Source organism: Labedella endophytica, assembly GCF_003990045.1.
Lineage (GTDB): Bacteria > Actinomycetota > Actinomycetes > Actinomycetales > Microbacteriaceae > Labedella > Labedella endophytica.
The window spans coordinates 299,531-314,926 of sequence record NZ_RZGZ01000001.1; the positions used below are offsets into that span (position 1 = coordinate 299,531).

The 15,396-nt window shown below is 69.3% G+C and carries 15 protein-coding genes; 12 read left to right on the forward strand and 3 right to left on the reverse strand.

Annotation, left to right across the window (positions count from 1 at the left end; translation table 11 throughout):
* The first annotated feature begins 24 nt into the window (after positions 1–24).
* Positions 25–1,392, forward strand: coding sequence for an HNH endonuclease signature motif containing protein (locus ELQ94_RS01415; RefSeq protein ID WP_166404620.1), 1,368 nt, complete (start codon positions 25–27; stop codon positions 1,390–1,392).
* Positions 1,393–1,540: 148 nt separating this feature from the next.
* Here the strand turns inward: ELQ94_RS01415 and ELQ94_RS01420 are convergent, their stop codons facing one another.
* A complete protein-coding gene (locus ELQ94_RS01420; protein WP_127046440.1) occupies positions 1,541–2,686 on the reverse strand; it encodes a hypothetical protein in 1,146 nt (381 codons plus the stop codon).
* A 221-nt stretch (positions 2,687–2,907) separates the two neighbouring features.
* Between ELQ94_RS01420 and rpmB the strand changes: the two genes are divergently transcribed.
* The 9 genes from rpmB (at position 2,908) to ELQ94_RS01465 (ending at position 11,364) form a co-directional block, all read left to right on the forward strand.
* A complete protein-coding gene (gene rpmB / locus ELQ94_RS01425) occupies positions 2,908–3,144 on the forward strand; it encodes a 50S ribosomal protein L28 (RefSeq protein WP_106562374.1) in 237 nt (78 codons plus the stop codon).
* Positions 3,144–3,311 carry a 50S ribosomal protein L33 gene (gene rpmG / locus ELQ94_RS01430; RefSeq protein ID WP_022897487.1) on the forward strand — a complete coding sequence of 56 codons (168 nt, stop codon included), beginning with the start codon at positions 3,144–3,146 and terminating at the stop codon, positions 3,309–3,311. Before rpmB ends, rpmG begins: the two co-directional genes overlap by 1 nt.
* A 3-nt stretch (positions 3,312–3,314) precedes the next feature.
* Positions 3,315–3,620 (forward strand): 30S ribosomal protein S14, encoded by a 306-nt coding sequence (gene rpsN / locus ELQ94_RS01435; protein ID WP_106562373.1) that lies wholly within the window; start codon positions 3,315–3,317, stop codon positions 3,618–3,620.
* A 146-nt stretch (positions 3,621–3,766) separates the two neighbouring features.
* Positions 3,767–4,828, forward strand: coding sequence for a trypsin-like serine peptidase (locus ELQ94_RS01440; RefSeq protein ID WP_127046442.1), 1,062 nt, complete (start codon positions 3,767–3,769; stop codon positions 4,826–4,828).
* Positions 4,825–5,709, forward strand: coding sequence for a hypothetical protein (locus tag ELQ94_RS01445; protein WP_127046444.1), 885 nt, complete (start codon positions 4,825–4,827; stop codon positions 5,707–5,709). Before ELQ94_RS01440 ends, ELQ94_RS01445 begins: the two co-directional genes overlap by 4 nt.
* Positions 5,702–7,141 carry a DUF4333 domain-containing protein gene (locus ELQ94_RS01450; RefSeq protein ID WP_127046446.1) on the forward strand — a complete coding sequence of 480 codons (1,440 nt, stop codon included), beginning with the start codon at positions 5,702–5,704 and terminating at the stop codon, positions 7,139–7,141. Before ELQ94_RS01445 ends, ELQ94_RS01450 begins: the two co-directional genes overlap by 8 nt.
* A gap of 213 nt (positions 7,142–7,354) precedes the next feature.
* Positions 7,355–7,642 carry an HU family DNA-binding protein gene (locus ELQ94_RS01455; RefSeq protein WP_106562368.1) on the forward strand — a complete coding sequence of 96 codons (288 nt, stop codon included), beginning with the start codon at positions 7,355–7,357 and terminating at the stop codon, positions 7,640–7,642.
* A gap of 297 nt (positions 7,643–7,939) precedes the next feature.
* Positions 7,940–9,919 (forward strand): bifunctional copper resistance protein CopD/cytochrome c oxidase assembly protein, encoded by a 1,980-nt coding sequence (locus tag ELQ94_RS01460; RefSeq protein WP_208007496.1) that lies wholly within the window; start codon positions 7,940–7,942, stop codon positions 9,917–9,919.
* 149 nt (positions 9,920–10,068) lie between these two features.
* Positions 10,069–11,364, forward strand: coding sequence for an ATP-dependent DNA helicase (locus ELQ94_RS01465; RefSeq protein WP_127046448.1), 1,296 nt, complete (start codon positions 10,069–10,071; stop codon positions 11,362–11,364).
* 40 nt (positions 11,365–11,404) lie between these two features.
* On the opposite strand, the gene ELQ94_RS01470 is transcribed toward ELQ94_RS01465, so the two are convergent.
* Together ELQ94_RS01470 and ELQ94_RS01475 are read right to left on the reverse strand one after the other, a co-directional pair.
* Positions 11,405–11,968, reverse strand: a complete 564-nt coding sequence (locus ELQ94_RS01470) for a hypothetical protein (RefSeq protein ID WP_127046450.1) — start codon at positions 11,966–11,968, stop codon at positions 11,405–11,407.
* A gap of 38 nt (positions 11,969–12,006) precedes the next feature.
* On the reverse strand, positions 12,007–12,414 hold the full coding sequence (locus tag ELQ94_RS01475) for a DUF4383 domain-containing protein (protein ID WP_127046452.1): 408 nt from the start codon (positions 12,412–12,414) through the stop codon (positions 12,007–12,009).
* Between the two features lie 309 nt (positions 12,415–12,723).
* Here ELQ94_RS01475 and ELQ94_RS01480 point away from each other — a divergent pair, with 309 nt between their 5' ends.
* The gene (locus tag ELQ94_RS01480) at positions 12,724–13,974 is read left to right on the forward strand and encodes a serine hydrolase domain-containing protein (RefSeq protein WP_127046454.1); all 1,251 of its coding nucleotides are present in this window, start codon (positions 12,724–12,726) and stop codon (positions 13,972–13,974) included.
* A gap of 16 nt (positions 13,975–13,990) precedes the next feature.
* Positions 13,991–15,361 (forward strand): L-serine ammonia-lyase, encoded by a 1,371-nt coding sequence (locus tag ELQ94_RS01485; RefSeq protein WP_127046456.1) that lies wholly within the window; start codon positions 13,991–13,993, stop codon positions 15,359–15,361.
* Positions 15,362–15,396: the final 35 nt, after the last annotated feature.

Sequence of the window (15,396 nt, forward strand, 5' to 3'; positions counted from 1 at the left end):
GGTGGTGTGCTGTTCACTAGACGTATGAGCACCCACGGGACGGCACTTCGAGACGGGATCGCGACCGCGATCTCGGCCCTCGCCGAGCCCGTCGGCACGCTCGCACCCGCGCGGTTGTCGGCCTCCGAGTACATCGCCGCGCTGCGGGAGGTCGAGGACCTCGGTCGGCTCGTGGACGCCGCCCGCATCGCTCTGGCGGGTGAGGCGGAGAAGCGTACGCAGGGCCCCATCGACACGCTCGGCGCCCTCGGCTACGCGTCCGCGGTGGATGCCGTCGCGATGATCACGTCAGCGGCGGACCGGGACGCGAAGCGACGCATCCGCGTCGGCGAATCGTTGAACTCCGGGGTCTCGCTGACGGGTGCGGAGACGGGTTGCACGCACCCCGCGATCGCGGCGTCTGTGTTCGCGGGGAACCTCAGCATCGACGTCGCGACGATCCTCATCGACGCCCTCGATGGTGTCGGGAGTCGAGTCGACGACGCCGTCTTGCTGCAGGCAGAGGAGGCGCTCGTCGAGGTCGCCGCAGGTACCCCGGAGCACCCGCCGCTGCGAGCGGACCTCGTCCGCGGACAGGCGCAATTGTTCGTCGAAGTCCTCGACCCGGAGGGGGTCCTCCCGCGGGAAGAGGTCGCGCGGCGGAAGCGGCGGTTCACCATCGGACGCGAGACTCAGGACGGGCTCATCCCCGTGAATGGGTTGCTCACGCTCGAGGTCGGGGCGTCGCTGAAGCGCCTCATCGACGCACACGTTCGCAAGGTCTCCTTCTCCGACGACCCCGACTCGATGGTCGAACACGTCGACGACCGATTCCCGCACCAGAAACGCCACGACACCTTCGCCGACATCCTCAGCGCCGCGGCGCGTGTGAAGGATGCGCCCGAGCTGGCCGGGTCGGCCCCTGCGATCACCGTCGCGGTCACGCAGGCGGCGCTCGACTCCGGTGAGGGTGTCGGTGCGATCGACGGGTTGGACATTCCCCTCTCGGTCGAAGCGATCGGACGGCTCATCGACTCTCGCGGTATGCAACAGGTCACCTTCAATGGAAGTGGCCGGGTGCTGTCGCTGGGATCCGTGCAGCGGTGCTTCACACCGTCGCAGCGGCGGGCCATCAACGCTCGCGACGGAGGGTGCGTCATTCCGGGATGCACGACACCGGCTGGCTGGTGCGAGGTGCACCACGTGATCCCCTGGCGAGACGGCGGACCGACCCACACCGATAACGGGGTGCTCCTCTGTTGGGGCCACCATCAGATCATCGATTCGGGGCCGTGGGAGTTGTCCATGCCGGACGGAGTCCCGTATGTCCGTGGTCCAGGCCACTGGACATGGACCCACACCACCAAGAGCAGGACCAGACCGCCCTCCGCGTCCGCGGATGGGAATCCGTGAAGCCGAGAGCGTCTGTGGACGGGTGCGAGCCTAGGCGCCTGCCCCGTCGCGCCAGCGTGCCTCGGTGGTGCTGGCATGCCAGAAGGGACAGCGGCCCGGCCGGTGGCGGGACGAATCACGTCGGCGGACCCCCGGGTTCTCGATCCCGCTAGGACGTCGTGACGTGCAGGAAGTCCGTCCACTCGCCGGCCACGACCCAGTGGCCGTCGTCCTCGGCAGCAGCAGGGATGGCCACGAGGAAATTGCCCTCGACCGTCTCTCCTGAATCGATCTCGTCCGTCATGGCGAGATCGGTTCCGGGGGCGATGGCCATGACCTCACCGGTGCAGTAGAAGGTCTCATCGACCGTCGAGAAGCAGACGTAGACCTCTTCATACAGGTTTGCGACGTCCTCGCCGAGGTAGGTGATCTCCGCGGAGACGTACGCGTACTGGGCCGGATCGCCCGTGAGGTCCTGGATGACATCCGATGCACCGTTCCCGCGGAGGACCTCCTCCTCGGCGTCGTACGTCGCCTCCGTCAGGGTGATCTCCCACCGTGTCTCGCCGTTGCGAGTCACGACGATCGTCTCGCCGAGAGGGATGGGGTCGCCGACGGTCCCGGTCGGTCCATTGGGATCCGTCGTCCCGATCGTCTCGTCTTCGTACTCGTCGACGATGGCCGGGATGGAGGCGACCCCGCCGAACAGTCCGTTCGCCGCCGTGCTCGCGACTCCCGTGTAGACCGTCGCGAGCGCGACGGAGGCCGTGAGTGCCACGACGCTCACGATCGCGCCGGCGAGCGCGACGCCGCGCGACCGGCTCAACTGGAAGAGGGCGGCGATACCGAGCCCCGCTCCGGTGGCGGCGAACGCGGCGCTCGCGAGATTGACCACGGGGAGGGCGGCCCCGAGGGCCGCGAATCCGCCGAGGACGAGGGACGCGACCCCGAGGGAACGCGCGGGGCCGGGTCGGTCGGTCGCGTCGAACGGTGACGCGGGTCGAGCAGAAGCGGGCTGAAGCGGTGGGAGGTGAGGCGGAGCGAGGTGAGGCGGAGCGAGGTGAGGCGGAGCGAGGTGCGTTGGCGCGACACGAGGTGGGGCGATGTGCGCGGACGGTGCCGCAACGGCGGGGTACGCGCCCCACGTGGCCCAGGAGGAGGTCGGTGCCGGAGAGATCGGTGCCGCGGGCGGGAGGATGGGGGCGAATCCGGCGCCGGTCCTTGTGCTGGCGTTCGTGTTCGCAGCCGGTACCGTGGGCGACGATGCATCCGATGCGGCGAGCGGCACGACGGCGGTCGGGTCGGTAGCGGGCATTCGATGATCGTGGCGCACACCCGACTCGGCTCGCGCGTCCCTCTTTGAGGGTCACGTTCGCGGCAGGCACCGCTTCCGTGTAGGATGGCTCCTTGGCTGGGCGGACTCCTTTCGTCCATGCACGTGCGACAACCCCCATCAGAATCACTCGGGTGTTGAGTCGCGCCGACAAGAGATCTTGGGCGGAACACTCGTTCCGCGGTATCGACAGGAGATAACCAATGGCAGCAGTGTGCCAGGTGACCGGAGCCGTTCCCGGCTTCGGACACAACATTTCGCACTCGCACCGGCGCACCAAGCGTCGTTTCGACCCGAACGTTCAGAAGAAGACGTACTACGTGCCGTCCCTTCGTCGTAACGTCACCCTCACGTTGTCCGCCAAGGGCATCAAGGTCATCGACGCCCGTGGCATCGAAGCCGTCGTGAAGGACGTCCTCGCACGTGGGGAGAAGATCTAATGGCGAAGCAGCAGGACGTACGTCCGATCATCAAGCTCCGTTCGACGGCCGGCACGGGATACACCTACGTGACGAAGAAGAACCGTCGTAACGACCCCGACCGTCTCGTGCTCAAGAAGTACGACCCCGTCATCCGCAAGCACGTCGATTTCCGAGAGGAGCGCTAAACCATGGCCAAGAAGAGCATGATCGCCAAGAACAACCAGCGCAAGGTCATCGTGGAGCGGTACGCCGCGAAGCGTCTCGAGCTCAAGAAGACGCTCGTCGACCCCAACGCCACCGACGAGGCCCGCGAGGCCGCTCGTCTCGGACTGCAGAAGCTGCCGCGCAACGCGTCGCCGGTCCGTCTCCGCAACCGCGACGCGATCGATGGTCGCCCCCGTGGACACCTCTCGAAGTTCGGCATCTCGCGTGTGCGTTTCCGCGACATGGCGCACCGAGGCGAGCTGCCCGGCATCACCAAGTCGAGCTGGTAGTCACTACCCCCTCGCACGTACGACGGCCGGTCCCCGATGGGGGCCGGCCGTCGTCGTTCCCGGCCCCGCACGAGCGAGCGCCGGCTCCCCGGAGAGGGGGAGTTCTGCCCCTCTCCACTGTCGGACCCGGCTGTTAGCATCGCCTCATGCCCAGCACTCGAAGATTCAGGGGACTCGCGGTGCTCGCAGCCACGCTGCTCACCGCCGCCGGCCTCACGGCCTGCACCGTCACGGTCGATGGCGAAGCGGTCCCGGCCGACAGCGCTCCCGGGATCAACGTCGACGTCCTGGCCGCCGGCGAGTCCATCGACATCGACAGCGACCCGGGCGCCACCAACGACTTCTGGGACGACAACGCCTCGAACGCGAGTGCTCCGGCCTACGAGCCGCCGCCCGAGGGCGAAGAGGCGCTCACCGACAAGCCCACGGGTGTGCTCGTCGATCCCACGACGGGGCCTGTGGAAGACGTCGACCCCGAGAGCCTGCAGGACTCGGCGGCCGGCAACCCCTTCGCGTCCCCCGGCCTCTCCGGTCAGGTGCACGGCCGCCTCTACGGTGCGTTCGACGACCAGTCCGCCTACGTGTGCTCGGCCACGGTCGTGAACTCGGCGGGAAAGAACATCGTCGCAACGGCGGCGCACTGCGTCTACGACGCCTTCAGCAAGCGGTACGCCCAGAAGCTCCAGTTCGTCCCGGCGGATCGCAACCAGATGGAGGAGACGCCCTACGGCATCTGGTACGCGAACAAGATCTTCGCTCCGAAGGAGTTCATCGAACAGGCCGAGGCCGACGCGAGCGGCCGCACGGCGGGCAATGGCTGGTACTACGACTTCGCGTTCCTCACCATGGATGCGAACAGCGACGGGCAGCAGATCCAGGACGTGACCGGGGGCCAGGGAATCTCCTTCGGCGGCGAACTCAATGGCGTGCTCTCCATCGGCTACCCGGCGGCTCCCCCCTTCGACGGCATGTCGGAGCGCTACTGCTCCGCGAGCAACGTCGCCGACCGGTACACCAACGACTACGTCCTCAACTGCGACATGACGGGCGGATGCTCCGGCGGCGCCTGGCTCACGAAGTTCGACTCCACGACGGGCGCGGGCTACCTCATCGGATCGAATTCACGGGGCGGTGGCGGCAAGCTCCTGAGCGCCGCGCTCGGCGAAGTCGCCCTCGCTCTGTACAACCAGGCGGGGGGAGGGGCGTGAGGGGCCGCGCTCGCCTGCTCGCCGCAGGAGCTCTCGCGGTCGTCGTGGTCGCCGGGGTGAGCGGCTGTGCGACCGAGGAGGTCGACGGCGAGGCCCACGCCGACACGGCGGCCCGCCAGCAGTTCCTCGCGACCACCTTCGAGGAGCGGATGGCTGCCGCGACGGAGCAGTTCTCCAGTGGTTCCGACCTCGCCGGCCTCGAGTACGTCTCGATCCTCGGCGGTGCCGATGAATTCGATCTGACCCGCGAGGTGACCCTCGTGGGCGAGCCCGCGACCGTCGTGGTCCGCGAGAGCTCCAGCCGTGAGGGTGACACGATCGATCTGTATCACGAGGGCGGATCCGACACGGATTTCCTCCTCCTCGGATCGATGTTCTCCGAACTGAGTCCCACGCTGTGGACCGAGGTGCCCACGGTGATCGGCGCCGAGGACGACCCGTGCCTGCTCCCGGCCAGTCGCATCTTCTGCGGAGCGACCGCCGCCCTCGCGGCGGAGGAGGGCAACGAGGCACCGATCTATGACCTGTCCACCGATGACGCGGGCGTATCGCGCATCAGCGTGACGACATCCCTCGCGAACCTCGCGGCCCAGGCGGGCACGCTCGCGTTGCCGTCCGGTCTGGTCGACGCGGAGACCGTCGACGAGGGGTCGGTGGCCACGATCACCATCCAGAGCGATGCGGAGGGTGCGTTCACGGCCCTCGAGCTGTCGGCTCCCCTCGGCGGTGAGAGCGGTCGTCTCCTCGTCGGGTTCGAGTCGACCGGAGCGGTGGACGAGGACGAGGTCCCCGCGGCACCGTCGCCATTCGATGTCACGACGATCGACGCATCCGACGTCGACGCTTTCTACGAAGAGATCCAGAGGTTGAGAGATGAGTGACGGCCGCACCCCGACAGGATCCGGGAACGAGCAGGAGGCGTGGCAGCAGGCGCAGCGTGAGGCTCAGGCGCAGCGTGAGGCCCAGGCGCAGCGTGAGGCGCAGGCGCGTCAGTACCCAGCACCGCCAGCACCGCCAGCACCGCCCGCTCCGACGCCGTCGAGTGATGGCCGGGCGCCGACGACCGGACAGTCATCGCCGGGGCAGCAGAACCCGGCAGGACCTCCACCTGCCGCCGGACAGGCCTATCGTGGCCCGTCGCAGGCCCAGGTGGGCCCGTCGCAGGCCCAGGTGGGCCCGCCGCAGTCGGGTCAGCCGCAGGCCGCCCCGAATCAGTGGGCGCCGGGGAATCGCGCTCCCGAGCAGGGACAGCGACAGGGACCGTACAACCAGGGACAGCACAACCCGAGCCCGTACGGCCAGGGACAGCAGAACCCTGGCCAGCAGAATGCCAGCCCGTACGGTCAGGGCCAGCAGGGCTCGGGGCAGTACAACCCCGGTCAGTACAACGCCGGTCAGTACAACCCGGGTCAGCAGGGCCAGAACCAGGGCAAGGACCAGGGCCAGAACCAGCCACGTCAGGCTCAGCACCAGTCGGGTCAGGGTCAGTCGGGTCAGGGTCAGGGTCGGGGTCAGGGTCAGTCGGGTCAGGGTCAGTCCGGTCCAGGCCAGCAGGACCGGCCGCCGGCGTCGACGTATAGGCCCGCGACGTCCGCGGCGACCCCGGCCTCCCCGTCTCCTGCGTCGGCCGCTCCGGCATCAGCCGCATCGGCAGCGGCCCCATCGTCATCGACTCCCCAGCCGACGCAGCAGTACCCGCGGGCGACGGCCCCGACCGGCTCCACGGCCCCGACCGAGCGATTCGTTCCCACGCAGCAGGGCCCCTCGCAGCAGGGCCCCACGCAGCAGGGACCCACCCAGCAGGGCCCCGTGCAGCAGGGCCCCGGCTATCCAGTGCAGTATGCGGCAGGGCCGGGGCAGCAGCACTCGACCTCGTCCTATCCCACGACCACGCAGAGCACCTCGTCCTCTGGACAGCAGAACACCGAGGTGTTCTCCCCGTATGCGGCAGGCGGCGGACACCAGACCCCCGACCCGGCCGCGAAGAAGCGCCGATTCGCCTGGGGCACCGCGATTACCGCAGCCCTCGTCGGAGCGGCGGCCGCCACCGTCATCACCCTCGTGGTCAGCGGGCAGTTCGTGCGCCCCGTCTTCACGGGTGCCGCAGTGGAGGAGGGCGTGCAGTCGGTCCTCGAGGACGAGTTCGGTCTCGCCGACGTGCAGGACGTGACCTGCCCGGAGGAGCCGAGCGCGTCGGCCGGGGCGGAGTTCGCGTGCGGCTTCACGACCGGTGACCGGGAGTTCTCCGTCCAGATCCGCGTGCTCGACTCGGGCGGGCAGTACCTCGTGGGGGCGGTCTCGGCCGGCGATTGACGCTCGACGGGCCCTCCTCCGACGGCTGAGAGGGCCCGGATCCGGCCGACACGCCGACGTCGATCCTGACGCAAAGCGTGCAGTTCCGCGGAATCCCGGGGTTTTCTGTTACATTCGAGGCGGTCGAGAGACCGGCTGCCGGGCGTTCGCGTCGCGGTAGCGCTACAGGAGAAACCGACTGTACTTCGTAACAAAGTCCGAGGAGGACACTTCATGGCTGATAAGTCGCTTAACAAGACCGAGCTCGTTGCAAAGATCGCTTCGGAGTCGGGCCAGAGCCAGGCTGCGGTGAGCGGCGTTCTGGACGCTCTGTTCTCGGTTCTCGCTGACTCCGTCAGCAACGACGTCAAGGTCAGCATTCCGGGCTGGCTCGCCGTCGAGCGCACCTCGCGTGCCGCTCGCACGGGTCGCAACCCGCAGACGGGTGAGACGATCCAGATCGCGGCCGGCCACTCGGTCAAGGTCTCGGCGGGCTCGAAGCTCAAGGCTGCCGTCAAGTAGTCACCGAGCTCAACAGCTGCCGATGGGGCGGCCGACGCACTGCGTCGGCCGCCCCATCGCTGTCTCCGCCCCCGACCTCACATCCGCGAGGTGGCGCAATCTGTCGCCCCGGCGGGCCGGACGCGACAGAATGCGACACCGCACGAGCGCGCATCACGGACGATGCCCAGGCCGCACCGCGTACCCGTGAGAGGTGAATCGTGCGACGCGTATCCATCGTTGTCTCCGACCCGCCCCGTCGACCGTGAGGTGGCGCATCACGGACGATGCCCAGGCCGCACCGCGTACCCTTGAGAGGTGAATCGTGCGACGCGTATCCTCGGGCCCGCGGCCCTCGTGCTCGTCGGCACCCTCGCCCTCGTCGCGGCCCTCGTGGTCGGTGGCGGAGCCGACCCGCTCTCCGTCGGTGACGCGGGACCCGTGGCCCGGTGGGGCCTGCCGCTGTCCAAGATGTTCGTCAACCTCGGAGCCGCCGGTGTCATCGGCGCGATCGCGCTCGCCCTCTTCGCGCTGAGCCCCGAGCGCGACGAGTTCCCGAAGGTCCTCGATCTCGCGTCCGCGAGCGCCGCGATCCTCACGGTCGCGTCCGGGCTCACCGGTTTCTTCAGCTTTCTCGTCATCACCAACACGCCCTTCGCCCTCGACGACGACTTCGGCGTGCGGCTCGGGTTCTTCCTCACCGAGGTCGAGGCGGGACAGGCGTGGCTCATCACGACCCTGCTCGCCGCCACAGTGACGGTGCTGTGCTTCGCGGTCCGCAATCTCACCGCTCTCTTCTTCGTCGGCCTGCTCGCGGCCGCGAGCCTGCTGCCCATGGCGCAACAGGGTCACGCGGCCGGCAGTTCCGGACACGACGCCGCGATCACCGCCCTCGGACTGCACCTCCTCTTCGCCGCCGTGTGGCTCGGCGGACTCATCGCGATCGTCGTCGTGCGCCCCACCCTGGACGCGGGCCGCCTGCCCGTCGTGCTCGCCCGCTACTCCACACTCGCTCTCGTCTGCTTCATCGTCGTGGCGCTCTCCGGATACGCGAGCGCCGAGCTGCGCATCGGCAGCCTGGATCGACTCGCGACGCCGTACGGGCTGCTCGTTCTCGTGAAGGTCGCGGCACTCGTGATCCTCGGGCTCTTCGGGGCGTACTACCGCTCGATCATGCTGCGCCGCATGGCCGATTCGGGACGCGAGCGCAGTCGGTTCTGGTGGATCGCTGTCGCCGAGCTCGGCTTCATGGGGGTCGCCTCCGGAGTGGCCGCGGCCCTCGCGCGCACGGCGTCCCCGATCGGCGAGACGCTGCCGACCGTGCGCACACCCGCCGAGGTCCTCACGGACGAGCCGCTCCCTCCGCCGCTCGACCCCATCGGGTACCTCACGTCGTGGAACATCGACCTGCTGTGGGCGATCCTCTGCGCGTTCGGCATCTTCTTCTACGTGGCCGGCGTCGTGCGGCTGCGCCGCCGGGGTGACCACTGGTCGGTGCTGCGCACCGCCTCGTGGATCACGGGCATGCTCCTGCTCTTCTGGGTGACGAGCGGTGTCGTCAACGTCTACCAGCAGTACCTCTTCAGCATCCACATGCTCGGCCACATGCTCCTCGCGATGGCGGTGCCCATCCTCCTCGTGCCGGGTGCTCCCGTGACCCTCGCGATGCGGGCCATCCGCAAGCGCGGCGACGCGTCGCGTGGGGCGCGCGAGTGGATCCTCCTCGCGGTGCACTCGAAGTACGCGGGGGTCCTCTCCCACCCGGTGGTCGCGGCCGTGCTGTTCGCCGGATCGCTCTGGGTGTTCTACTTCACCCCGGTGTTCCGCTGGGCGATGACCGACCACATCGGCCACCAGTGGATGATCGTGCACTTCCTCGCGACGGGTTACCTCTTCGTGCAGGCGCTCATCGGCATCGATCCGGTGCCGCACCGCATCGCCTACCCGCTTCGCCTCTTCCTGCTGCTCGCGACCATGGCGTCGCACGCGTTCTTCGGCCTCACGATCATGTCGTCGCAGGGACTCTTCCTCGCCGATTGGTTCGGCGCGATGGGCCGCACGTGGGGGGCCACCCCGCTGCAGGACCAGGTGGTCGGGGGCGGCATCGCGTGGAGCATCGGGGAGATCCCCACCGTGATCCTCGCGATCGTCGTCGCGATCCAGTGGGGCCGCATGGACACGAAGGACCAGAAGCGGCTCGACCGGGCGGCGGACCGCGACGACGACGCGGAACTCAAGGAGTACAACGCGCGTCTCGAGGCGCTCGCGGGCCGCGACGTGCGGACGCCGACGGGCTGAGGGACTGACGCCGGGGCGGGATCGGGCGATGACACCGCATCGGTGATCGATCCGCGATGGGCTCGGCACGGCGGCCGAACCGGGTCCCGCACGGTCGATTAGGGTGGGCTCGGCACATGCCGAACCGAGGACAGAGAGGGAGGGTGCGCGTGACCACGGTCCCCCTCTCGGCGGAGCAGCAGGACGTCTTCGACATGATCGAGACGACGATGGATCACGTCTTCGTGACGGGGCGAGCGGGCACCGGGAAGTCGACGCTCCTCAATCACCTGTCGTGGAACACGTCGAAGCAGATCGTCATCGCCGCGCCCACGGGGGTCGCCGCTCTCAACGTCGGCGGCCAGACCATCCACTCGCTCTTCCGGCTGCCGATCGGTGTCATCGCGGATCACCCGATCGACCAGAATCCGCAGTTGCGCAAGCTCCTGAACGCGATCGAGACCCTCGTGATCGACGAGATCTCGATGGTCAACGCCGACCTCGTCGATGCGATGGACCGCAGTCTCCGCCAGGCGCGGCAGCGTCCCCTCGAGCCGTTCGGCGGTGTGCAGGTCGTGATGTTCGGCGACCCGTACCAGCTCGCCCCGGTGCCGGGGGACGGCGATGAGCGCGCCTACTTCGAGGACACCTACCGGTCGATGTGGTTCTTCGACGCCCGGGTGTGGCAGGAGACGGACCTGCGGATCGTCGAGCTGCGCGAGATCCACCGGCAGCACGACGAGGACTTCCGCTTCATGCTCAACGCGGTCCGGCACGGTCAGGTGACGGCGGAGATCGCGGGAGTGCTCAACGAGACGGGCGCCCGTCGACCGCCGGATGACGGCGTGATCACCCTCGCCTCTCGCAACGACGCCGTCACGCGCATCAACAGGGTCGCGCTCGAGAGACTGCCGGGCACGGCCCTCACCGCCGACGCCGAGGTGAGTGGCGACTTCGGCGGCCGCAACTTCCCTGCAGAGGAGGCGCTCGCGCTCAAGGTGGGTGCCCAGGTGATGTTCCTCCGCAACGACACGGCCGGCGAGGGCGGTATGCGGTGGGTGAACGGCACGATCGGCACCGTGACGCGCATCAAGGGGAACGTGCGAGTGGACGTCGACGGCGAGGAGTTCGACGTCGAGCCCGCCACGTGGGAGCGCTACCGTTACAGCTACTCGGCCACGACGAAGCAGCTGAAGCGCGACATCGTCGCCGAGTTCACGCAGTTCCCCCTGCGGCTCGCGTGGGCCGTGACGATCCACAAGAGCCAGGGCAAGACGTACGATCGCGCGATCGTCGACCTGGGCCAGCGGGCATTCAGCCCCGGCCAGACATACGTCGCGCTCTCGCGCCTCACGTCGCTCGACGGCCTGTACCTGTCGAGGCCGCTCCGACCGGCGGACATCATCGTGGATACGGACGTGCAGCGCTTCATGGCCGACGTCCGCCGCTCCCGGCCGCAGGCCTGACCCGACCTGATCCGCCGCCCGTGCGTCGAGACCGACGCGATCAGTGCCCGCCGTGCTCGTCGATCTCGAGGCCGGGGACCTCGTGCGAACCGTGCGGTACGGCGTACTGACCGGCCCACGTCCCCGACAGGGCGGGTGTCACGATGCCGGCCACGATCGCCGCGGACGCCGCGAGTGTCCCGATGAAGCGCCACGGGTGTTCGGCCGTGGGATCCACCGCCGGGTCGACCACCGCGCCGGTCGCGGGCGGCCCGGCGCGTGTCCCGGCCTCCCGCGACCGGCGCTGAGTCACGACGACGATCGCCGCGACCGAGACGCCGAGAGCCGAAGCGGCGGCCAGCGGCCCGATCGGCAGCGATGCGGCGGCCCCGAGGGCCAGGCTCGCCGCCCACACCGCGAGAGGCACGAGCACCACCCCGAGGAAGATCCGGGGTGCTGGCACTCGATCGGTCCGCAGCGTCGCGACGGCCCAGGCGAGCTCGGCCACCCCGATCGCGACGAAGACGACGAGGAGGGGGAGGGGCGCGCCCGCGCCGATAGCGAGGAGCACGAGCCCTGACCCCAGGGTCGCGATGGCTACGAGGACGCTCAGATTCTTCGACATGGCGACTCCGTCCTCTCCCTTCCTCGTCGTGCGCCGTGTCAGACGGTGCGCGTGCGGGTGTTCTTGTCGGCGCCGAGTCCTGCTCCGAGCAGCACGATCGCGCTACCGAGGTGCAGGAAGTGGTCAGCGGTGTTGAGGGCGAGGATGTTGAGGGCGGAGTCGACGATGAAGAAGCCGACGATGCCGAGCAGCAGGTACACGACGCCCACGACGGTGTTGACGGTCTTCGCCGCCGCCGTGCTGGACAGGCCCCCGATGAGCAGCGCGGCGCCGATCAGCAGGTGGGCGATGTTGTGCAGCGGGTTCACCTCGAAGATGCCGAGGAGCAGTCCGCCCTCGGTGTCGATGAAGCCGGCCTGGCCGCTCACGGTGAAGCCGAGCACTCCCACGAGCAGGTAGACGACGCCGAAGATGGTGGCGACGAGGCGGTTGACGGATGATCGCATGGCTGTTCCTCCTTGGTGCGCCGAGTCGCTCCCGACGGTCCTCACAGATGGACTGTGGGTTCGGAGGCGATCGATCGGCGGGTTGCATCGATCCTCCCAGCGCGCGTTCGGCGATCGCGTCCCCTTCACGGGCCCGGCCGCCGTGGGCTACCATGCCGCGGGCCGGCGGCGGCGGCGGCGGCGGCGGCGGCGGCGGCGGCGAAGCTTAGTCGGATCTAACGGTGCGGTCACGGTCGGGTCCATCGAGCCGGTCCGGTCGCCGACACGCCGGTAGAATCGCTCTTCAGGGCAAGTGGGGGAAGAGGAAACGTGCGTTTCGGATCTGGTGTCGGTCGTCGCCTTCTGGCGGTCTCGATCGCAACGTCCCTGCTCGCCCTCGCGGGATGCTCGTCGGAGGGGTCCGTCACCGTGGACCTGCCGACGCAGGCGGACACGGCGCTCCCGGACGACGTCTCGACGCGGATCGACGACGCCGTCACGCGTGCGATGGGTCTCGCGGCGTCTCCCGGTGCGATCGTCGGCGTGTGGGCACCCTGGTCCGGTTTCCATCTCGAGGCCTACGGCACCACCGAGGCGGGTGGTGACGAGCCCATGACGACCGACATGCACTTCCGAGCGGCGGCCACGACGAAGTCCATGACCTGCACGGTGCTGCTCGGTCTCGTCGACGACGGCCGCGTCGCCCTCGACGATCTCGTCTCCGACTACGTCGCCCTGCTGGGGGTCGACGGCATCACCCTCGGTCAGCTCTGCCAGAGCACATCGGGGGTGGGCGACTACCGCGGCACCTTCCAGGGCCAGTTCATCAGCAACCCCACGCGATCCTGGGCGGTCGAGGAACTCGTGACCGACGGGCTCGCGCGCTCGGGTGACGCCGCCCCCGGTACCGGCTACTCCCTGAACGACACCGGCTACGTCCTGCTCGGGATGGCGCTCGAGAACGCGGGCGACGCGTCGCTCCCGTCCCTCTACCAGGAGTACGTCTTCGGACCGATCGGGATGTCGGAGTCGAGGATGCCCAGCGCCTCGACGACGGAGCTCCCGGATCCGGCACCGCACGGGTACCAGGTGGTGGGGGGCGACTGCGCCTCCCCGAAGGACATCAGCGAGCTCTCCCCGTCGATGCTCGGTGCGGCGGGTGGTGCCGTGACCACGGCGGACGACCTGCGCCGCTTCACGCAGGCTTTCGCGACGGGCGCGCCCTTCTCCGACGCGACGGCCGAGAGGCAGTGGGGCACGGTGCCGCTCGGCGGCGACAGCCCCACCTGGCAGAGCTACGGCTACGGGGCGTTCCAGTTCGGGTCCATGCGCGGGCAGTTCGGCAGCATCCCCGGGTTCACGACGGCGGCCTTCAGCGACCCGACGAGTGGTCTCACCGTCGTGGTGATGTTCAACGCGTCCAATGCGGGCCCGCAGCTCGCGCAGTCCCTCGCCCTCGAGCTCGCGTCCTACGCGTCCACGGCCGCGGCGACGGGCGACAACACGGTGCCCGAGCCGTCCCTGCCCTGGTCCGCCGAGCAGATGCAGGAGCAGTCCGCCCGGGCGGCGGTCTGCCAGTAGGGGGTCGGCGCCGACCATGGCATTGAGCGTGTTCGACCTCTTCAGCGTCGGCATCGGCCCGTCGTCCTCCCACACGGTCGGACCGATGCGCGCGGCCCGACGGTTCGTCGTGGGTCTCGAGCGTGACGGCCTCCTGGAGCGCTGCGGACGCGTGCGCGTGGAGCTGTTCGGCTCGCTCGGTGCCACGGGCCACGGACACGGGTCCGAGAAGGCCGTGCTGCTCGGGCTCGAGGGGGAGGAACCCGAGACCGTCGAGACCCGGACGGCCGGAGCGCGAGCGGATCGGGTGCGCGCGGACGGAGCGATCACCCTCCTCGGCGGGCACCGCATCCCGTTCGGCGAGGACGATCTCATCATGCACCGTCGTCGCTCGCTCCCCGCGCACCCCAACGGGATGAGCTTCGCCGCATGGGACGGCGACGGGTCGCTCCTGCGGGAGCGGATCTTCTACTCCGTCGGGGGCGGCTTCGTCGTGGACGAGGTCGCGGTGGGAGCCGACCGTGTCGTCGTGCGCGACGGGGACGTGCCGAACCCCTTCACGACGGGGGTCGAGCTCCTCGGGCACTGCGGACGCACGGGACTGTCGATCAGCGACGTCATGCTCGCGAACGAACGCACCTGGCGCGACGAGGACGCGATCCGCAGCGGCCTGCTCTCGATCTGGCGCACGATGCAGGACTGCGTGATCGCCGGCTGCACCACGGAGGAGACCGTGCTGCCCGGCGGGCTCCGCGTCCCGCGACGCGCCCCCCGACTGTTCGGCCAGCTCACCGCCGAGGCCGTCGACGGCGAGCCGAACCCCACGGAGTGGGTCAACCTCTTCGCCCTCGCGGTGAACGAGGAGAACGCATCGGGTGGGCGCATCGTCACGGCGCCGACGAACGGGGCCGCGGGGATCGTGCCGGCCGTGCTGCACTTCTACACGCGCTTCGTGCGCGGCGCCGACGACGACGGAGTCGTCCGCTTCCTGCTCGCCGCGGCCGCCGTCGGCATCCTCTTCAAGGAGAACGCGTCGATCTCGGGCGCGGAGGTCGGGTGCCAGGGCGAGGTGGGTTCCGCGTGCTCGATGGCGGCCGGAGGGCTGTGCGAGGTCCTCGGCGGCACCCCGGCGCAGGTCGAGAACGCCGCGGAGATCGGGATCGAGCACCACCTCGGGCTCACGTGCGATCCGGTCGGCGGACTCGTCCAGATCCCGTGCATCGAGCGCAACGCGATCGCGAGCAACACCGCCGTCAACGCCGCGCGGATCGCGCTCCGCGGGGACGGCGTGCACACGGTGTCCCTCGACAAGGCCATCAAGACGATGCGCGAGACCGGGGCCGACATGAAGGTCAAGTACAAGGAGACCTCGCGCGGCGGGCTCGCCGTCAACGTGATCGAGTGCTGAGGGCGTCGCTCGCTCGGCGCTCGGACGGATGGCGG

Excerpts from the sequence above, each read along its gene's own strand:
- ELQ94_RS01415 (WP_166404620.1), top strand. The coding sequence starts at position 25 with ATGAGCACCCACGGGACGGCACTTCGAGACGGGATCGCGACCGCGATC.
- ELQ94_RS01420 (WP_127046440.1), bottom strand. The coding sequence starts at position 2,686 with ATGCCCGCTACCGACCCGACCGCCGTCGTGCCGCTCGCCGCATCGGAT.
- rpmB (WP_106562374.1), top strand. The coding sequence starts at position 2,908 with ATGGCAGCAGTGTGCCAGGTGACCGGAGCCGTTCCCGGCTTCGGACAC.
- rpmG (WP_022897487.1), top strand. The coding sequence starts at position 3,144 with ATGGCGAAGCAGCAGGACGTACGTCCGATCATCAAGCTCCGTTCGACG.
- rpsN (WP_106562373.1), top strand. The coding sequence starts at position 3,315 with ATGGCCAAGAAGAGCATGATCGCCAAGAACAACCAGCGCAAGGTCATC.
- ELQ94_RS01440 (WP_127046442.1), top strand. The coding sequence starts at position 3,767 with ATGCCCAGCACTCGAAGATTCAGGGGACTCGCGGTGCTCGCAGCCACG.
- ELQ94_RS01450 (WP_127046446.1), top strand. The coding sequence starts at position 5,702 with ATGAGTGACGGCCGCACCCCGACAGGATCCGGGAACGAGCAGGAGGCG.
- ELQ94_RS01455 (WP_106562368.1), top strand. The coding sequence starts at position 7,355 with ATGGCTGATAAGTCGCTTAACAAGACCGAGCTCGTTGCAAAGATCGCT.
- ELQ94_RS01470 (WP_127046450.1), bottom strand. The coding sequence starts at position 11,968 with ATGTCGAAGAATCTGAGCGTCCTCGTAGCCATCGCGACCCTGGGGTCA.
- ELQ94_RS01475 (WP_127046452.1), bottom strand. The coding sequence starts at position 12,414 with ATGCGATCATCCGTCAACCGCCTCGTCGCCACCATCTTCGGCGTCGTC.
- ELQ94_RS01485 (WP_127046456.1), top strand. The coding sequence starts at position 13,991 with ATGGCATTGAGCGTGTTCGACCTCTTCAGCGTCGGCATCGGCCCGTCG.